The organism is Streptomyces sp. NPDC002870, from assembly GCF_042888505.1.
Classification (GTDB): Bacteria; Actinomycetota; Actinomycetes; order Streptomycetales; family Streptomycetaceae; genus Streptomyces.
This window is the reverse complement of record NZ_JBIAPW010000076.1, coordinates 1-5,370: the sequence shown is the minus strand read 5'-3', so window position 1 is coordinate 5,370 and position 5,370 is coordinate 1. Positions and strand designations below refer to the sequence as shown.

Sequence of the window (5,370 nt, the reverse complement as noted above, 5' to 3'; positions counted from 1 at the left end):
AACGCTCGGCTGGGAGACCCCAGCCGAGCGCCTGCACAAACTGCTCGCGGCCTGATCAAACCGACCACGTGTTGCGACAATCCCTAGAAACCGCCTCGCGGAGGCGGCCTTTGACCTCGGAAAGCTGCCGGTCAGGTTCGACAGGAGTGCATACAGGCAGGACAACAGGACGAGACTCAGCATGGTCCGCCGGACAGAAACCTAACCGCGCGGACGGCCGAAGACCGGCTGGGCCCAGACAGGCGGATCCGGTGCCGGCCCGGGGTGCTGCGCGGCTCCGACAACCCCGAGGTCTACCTGTGTCGGCGGACGCGAACCCTTGCCGATACCGCTCGCGGTGGCACGCAGAGCCGCCACGAATTCCAGGCAGGAGTCGTAACGGTCCTCGGGAACCTTCGCCAGGGCCTTCGCCAGAACGCCGTCCGCCGCCGACCCGATCCCCGGCTGTTTCTCGCTCAGGGCAGGCGGCTGGTCGTACTGATGCGCCCACAGCAGCGCCATGTCCTCATCCCGCTGGAAGGGCGGCCCACCCGCGAGGGTTTCGTAGACCACGCAGGCAAGGCTGTACAGATCGCACCTGCCATCCACCGGGCGGCCCGAAATCTGCTCCGGTGCCACATAGTCGAGTGTGCCGACGAACTCGCCCACCTCAGTGAACCCGGTCAGCGACAGCGACTTCTTCGTCAGCCCGAAATCCGTGAGATAGACATGCTCAGGGTGATCACTGTCAGTGCCCCTGGCAACCAGAATATTGCCGGGCTTGACATCCCGGTGCACCAAGTCATGTTCATGGGCCGCATCAAGTGCCGACGCCACCTGAGCGGCGATGCGCAGCGCAGTCGCAACCGGCAACGGACCGTCCCGGTCGAGCAAAGCCCGCAGGTCCAGCCCCGAGACATAACGCATGGCGATATACAAGACACCATCCATCTCACCGGCCTCAAAGATCGGCACAATATGAGGATGGTCGATCGCAGCGGCCACACGTGACTCGTGCGTGAAACGGCGGCGGAAGGTGTCGTTACGGGCCAGCTCCGGGGCTAGCAGCTTCAGCGCAACCGTACGGTCCAGGCGCAAATCCCTTGCACAGTACACAACGGCCATACCCCCACGGCCGATCTCACGCTCCACCCGGTATCCCGCAATCTGCGCCCCGATCAGACCCGAATCCCGACCCGAATACAGACTCAACCCATCCGACGCCGCACTCATCACACGCCACCATCACCCCACCGTGCGAAAGCCGCGAGACAGACACACGGACCACCATCTGGCTCACCGAAGCAGACGCCCCTAACCGGCCCGGCACCCCACACACCCACCCCGCGGTGCCGGCCCGAACTCATCACCAGGGAACCGGAACCGGCCTCGAAGACAAGTCCCGGCGCAGCCGAACCGACAGGCCGCTCACCCATACCCGAATTCTATCCAGTGATCCACACAACTGCTGATTGAGATCAAGCCCGATCTCACGGCCGGCCCACCCACCCGCCGTCGGTTGTCCAGCACGCGCCGGGTGACGGCGAGGGGACGCGGCCGTTGTGGTAGTTGGTGTTCGTGGCCGGTCCCATCAGGGACGACGGGTCGCTGCGTTCCCGGGAGGTGATCAGTGTCTCTGCGCCTCAGGGAGGTCGGCCTGCGCCGACTTCGTTGCCGGCTCTTCGTCGAGCCGGTCAACGAGGATCATTGCCACATCGTCCGCCAGGCAGCCCCCGGTGTGGCGGATCAATCCCTGGTGCAGTTGTTCCAGGAACTCCGGCGGGGTGCGGTCGTGCACTGCTTCCATTGCCTCGGGCAGGGCGAAGAATTCGTTGTCGCGACCGCGGGCCTCTATGACGCCGTCGGTGTACAGCAGCAGACGGTCACCGGGTGCGAACGCATAGCTCTCCGCCTTGGCGGGAGGACCGGTGATGAAGTCTTCCAAGCCGAGGGGCGGCAATGGCGAAGTCGGCATCAGGGACTGAACCTTGCCCTCATGGAGCACCAGCGGAGGCACATGACCACGGTTGACCAACTCCACTACGTGTCCGTCCGGCACCTGAGCCACGAGCGCGGTGACGAACGATTCCGCCTGTTCCACCTCGTCGTCCTGATCGATCCCACGCGGCATGGCGCGCTCCCGTCGCAGCGCAGCCGCGCAGTGATTGATGACCTCCACCAGGTCTTCCTCATAGTGCGCGGCCTCCCGGAAAGCGCCCACCACGGCTGCGGCCGAGCGCACCGCAGGAAGCCCCTTGCCACGGACGTCTCCGACGATCATCCGGACCCCGTACCGGGTCTGCACGGCCTCGTACAGATCGCCGCCGATCTGGGCCCCCGTTTCTGCCGCGATATATCTGCTGGCCGCCTGCAGGGGGCCGAGTCGGTCGGGTACAGGCCGCAGCAGCACGCGCTGTGCCGCCGCAGCAATCCGGCGTACCTGGCCGAGTTCACGCTGCCTGTGGGTATGCACGGCAATACTGGTCGTGACACTGGCTGCGGAGACCAGCAGCAGAGCCAGGAAGTTGGTGTAGACCTGCTGGCTTCCCCACGCTTGGTTGTAGGTGGCCGTGGTAACGCTTATGGCCAGCGCGAATGCCGCTGCCGAGAGGGTGCCTTTGGGGCCCATCGCGACCGCGGCCAATGCCGGCGTCGCGGTGAGGAGGGGGCCGGTATACAGGAAGTGTGCAGGCGAGAGTTCGATACCCACCACGAGCAATGCGATCGCGAACGGCACACACTCCGCGAGTGTGACCAGGACCCGGCTATGACCGCCCGCCCCTGGTCGAGGAGCGGAGCGGAAGAGCGACCGCATGGATACAGCCTGCCTCGCTGAAACGCCACACTCCACTCGACGGCACCCACTCGCATGCGGGGACGGCACTGCGAAGCAGTCCAGATCATCAAGCCCACTCTTGGCATCCGCCGCGCCCGCCAGGACCGCTCATCGCCGCCCTACTGCACCACCGCACCCCAAGTTCGTCCAGCCCCGCCAACCGCGTACTGGCAGCCCACCGCACCCGGCCCTCGAGCCCGTCCGCGTATGCCACGCCCCGATCCAGAGCATCCGTAATCGGCCAGCCGGACACGCGACCTGGCCGTGCCGGGGCGACATAGCGCGCTTCCCGCTCAGTGACCAGGAACAAGGCACGGGAAAAGCGCGAAGGCCGCGTCGTGAGTATCGGAGCATCGGAGCGTCCTTCGCGATGCGTTCGCGGAAGTGTCAGGCCCCGGACCGGAGTTGCCGGGCAACCCTGCCCCGCCCCCTCACCGCACCGCTGCCGCCGGGTCAGGAGCGGCCGAACCAGGCCATCGTCCTGGCGATGCGGCGAGAGACGGCCGAATGAATGAACCAGGCACTCCTGATGTGTTGATAATTGACGCCACATCACACAATGGCAATTCTGAAGCGCACCCAGAAAGCCATTTATTTGAGGGGAGGAAGAATGCCTACCGTTTCAAAGTGGGGTGCCGTGGCGGCAACGGCGGTCTCGCTGGCAGCTCTCGCGGGTTCTGCCTCCGCATCCCATGACCCGTACTCCCCGGCCAGGGGCATTGGCACAGGGCGCACAGAAGCCATCCGGCTGACGTCGACGAGCACGGGAACCACGGTGGTCGACAACGGTACATCCGGACCCGGGATCGGCGATCAGATCATCATCACCGCGAACCTCTTCCGCAACGGTGCCGCCTATGGCACCGAGGGGGCGGTGTGCACTCGAGTGGCAGCAGACAGCACCCTCTGCTCGGGCACCTTCAGCCTTCCCCGTGGGCAGATCTCCTGGCAACACCTGAAGACCACCCCCATCGGCACCCCGCCCAGCGACTTCGACATCGCCATCACCGGCGGCACCGGTGCGTACGCCACTGTCCGCGGCTACGCTCACATCGCCCGCATCGCCGAGTCGGGCGGCGCCCTCACCCTCTACCTCCTGCGCTGACCCCTACGCCACAGCACACCCAGGACTGAGCCTGTCCTCCCTTCCAAGCGCGGGTCTGGCAGTACCAGCCGGAAAGTATTTGACGCCAGTCGGCGTCCGGCGATCAGATGGCGCCCCATGAGCACAGGGCAGATGCATCCCGGCCTGCACCCCATCGACGACGACCTCGTACGGCGGCTGATCGCTGGGCAGTTCCCGCAGTGGGCGGGGCTGGCGGTGGAGCGGTTTCCGTCCGGCGGCACGGTCAACGCCATGTACCGGCTGGGCGACGGCATGGTCGTACGGCTGCCGCTGGTGGAGGGCGGGGCCAAGGACGTATCGATGGAGCAGGAGTGGCTGCCCCGCCTCGCGGACCGGCTGCCCACGGCCATCCCCGAGGTGCTCGTGGCCGGGGAGCCCGCCGAGGGATATCCGTGGCCGTGGTCGGTGTACCGGTGGCTGGCAGGGGAGAACCCCGAGGCGGGGGCGCTGAGCGAGCCCGTGCTGCTGGCCAAGGATCTGGCCGGGTTCGTGGCGGCGATGCGGAGCATCACCCTGCCGGGGGCGTCGGTGGCCCACCGCGGCGGGCCGGTCGCCTCGCTCGACACGGAGACCCGGGCGGCGATCGAGGAACTGCGCGGGCTCCCGCAGGAGGGCGTCGACTGCGATGCCGCGGCCGCCGAATGGGAGGACGCACTGCGGACCCCGGGCTGGGACGGGCCGCCGGTATGGCTGCACGCCGATCTGATGCCGGGCAATCTGCTCGTGGACGGTGGCAGGCTCACCTCGGTGATCGACTTCGGGTGCATGGGGGTGGGCGATCCGGCCTGCGATCTGTTCCCGGCATGGAATCTGCTGCCGGCCGATGCGAGGGAAGTCTTCCGCGAGGCGCTCGGCGTGGACGACGCGACCTGGAACCGGGGTCGGGGGCGGACGCTCTCGCAGGCGCTGATCGCGCTGCCGTACTACCGAAGGACGAACCCGGCGATGGCGCACAACGCCCGGCACGTGATACGGACGGTGCTGGGAGAAGGCTGAGGCCAGTCAGTACTACAGCCGCAGTTTACGGGGGCTGTGACGAGGTCAGTGCCGGCTCGAGCCGGCGCGGGTGCGGACAGCGTGAACGAGCCAGCGGACGACAGCCACATGCGAGACGCCGTGCGGACCCCTCCCGATGCGGGAGGGCGGGGCGGAGCGACGTCGACGCGCGATCCCGTGCCGCTGCAGTTCACGGACGAACGTGGTCAGCCTTGAAGACATCTTGGGCATCCCCTTTGGTTCGGTGCTCGGGGGCCGGATTACCCCCGCACACCGGTTGCCCCGTAGAGCCCGCAGCATGCCCCGCCGCCCCGCATCGGCCTTCGAGGTACTGCAGCCCTCCGCGCTCAGTCGGCCATGGCCTTGGCGAGCTCCGCGTTGAACTGCGCGCCGATCAGCAGAGCGAGATTGGACATCCACAGCCAGACCAGGA

Annotated in this window: 4 protein-coding genes; 2 read left to right on the top strand and 2 right to left on the bottom strand. The window is 67.0% G+C overall.

Annotation, left to right across the window (positions count from 1 at the left end):
• Positions 1 to 201: 201 nt before the first annotated feature.
• On the bottom strand, positions 202 to 1,212 hold the full coding sequence (locus tag ACFYWY_RS38015; RefSeq protein ID WP_389196038.1) for a serine/threonine-protein kinase: 1,011 nt from the start codon (positions 1,210 to 1,212) through the stop codon (positions 202 to 204).
• A gap of 394 nt (positions 1,213 to 1,606) precedes the next feature.
• Positions 1,607 to 2,716 carry a PP2C family protein-serine/threonine phosphatase gene (locus ACFYWY_RS38010; protein ID WP_389196035.1) on the bottom strand — a complete coding sequence of 370 codons (1,110 nt, stop codon included), beginning with the start codon at positions 2,714 to 2,716 and terminating at the stop codon, positions 1,607 to 1,609.
• A 709-nt stretch (positions 2,717 to 3,425) separates the two neighbouring features.
• Here ACFYWY_RS38010 and ACFYWY_RS38005 point away from each other — a divergent pair.
• Both ACFYWY_RS38005 and ACFYWY_RS38000 read left to right on the top strand, forming a co-directional pair.
• On the top strand, positions 3,426 to 3,920 hold the full coding sequence (locus ACFYWY_RS38005; protein ID WP_389196032.1) for a hypothetical protein: 495 nt from the start codon (positions 3,426 to 3,428) through the stop codon (positions 3,918 to 3,920).
• Between the two features lie 117 nt (positions 3,921 to 4,037).
• Positions 4,038 to 4,937, top strand: coding sequence for an aminoglycoside phosphotransferase family protein (locus ACFYWY_RS38000; RefSeq protein ID WP_389196029.1), 900 nt, complete (start codon positions 4,038 to 4,040; stop codon positions 4,935 to 4,937).
• Positions 4,938 to 5,370 lie beyond the last annotated feature (433 nt).

What these genes read in the sequence shown, in the direction of transcription:
- ACFYWY_RS38015 (WP_389196038.1), bottom strand. Translation starts at nt 1,212, where the DNA reads ATGAGTGCGGCGTCGGATGGGTTGAGTCTGTATTCGGGTCGGGATTCG.
- ACFYWY_RS38005 (WP_389196032.1), top strand. Translation starts at nt 3,426, where the DNA reads ATGCCTACCGTTTCAAAGTGGGGTGCCGTGGCGGCAACGGCGGTCTCG.
- ACFYWY_RS38000 (WP_389196029.1), top strand. Translation starts at nt 4,038, where the DNA reads ATGAGCACAGGGCAGATGCATCCCGGCCTGCACCCCATCGACGACGAC.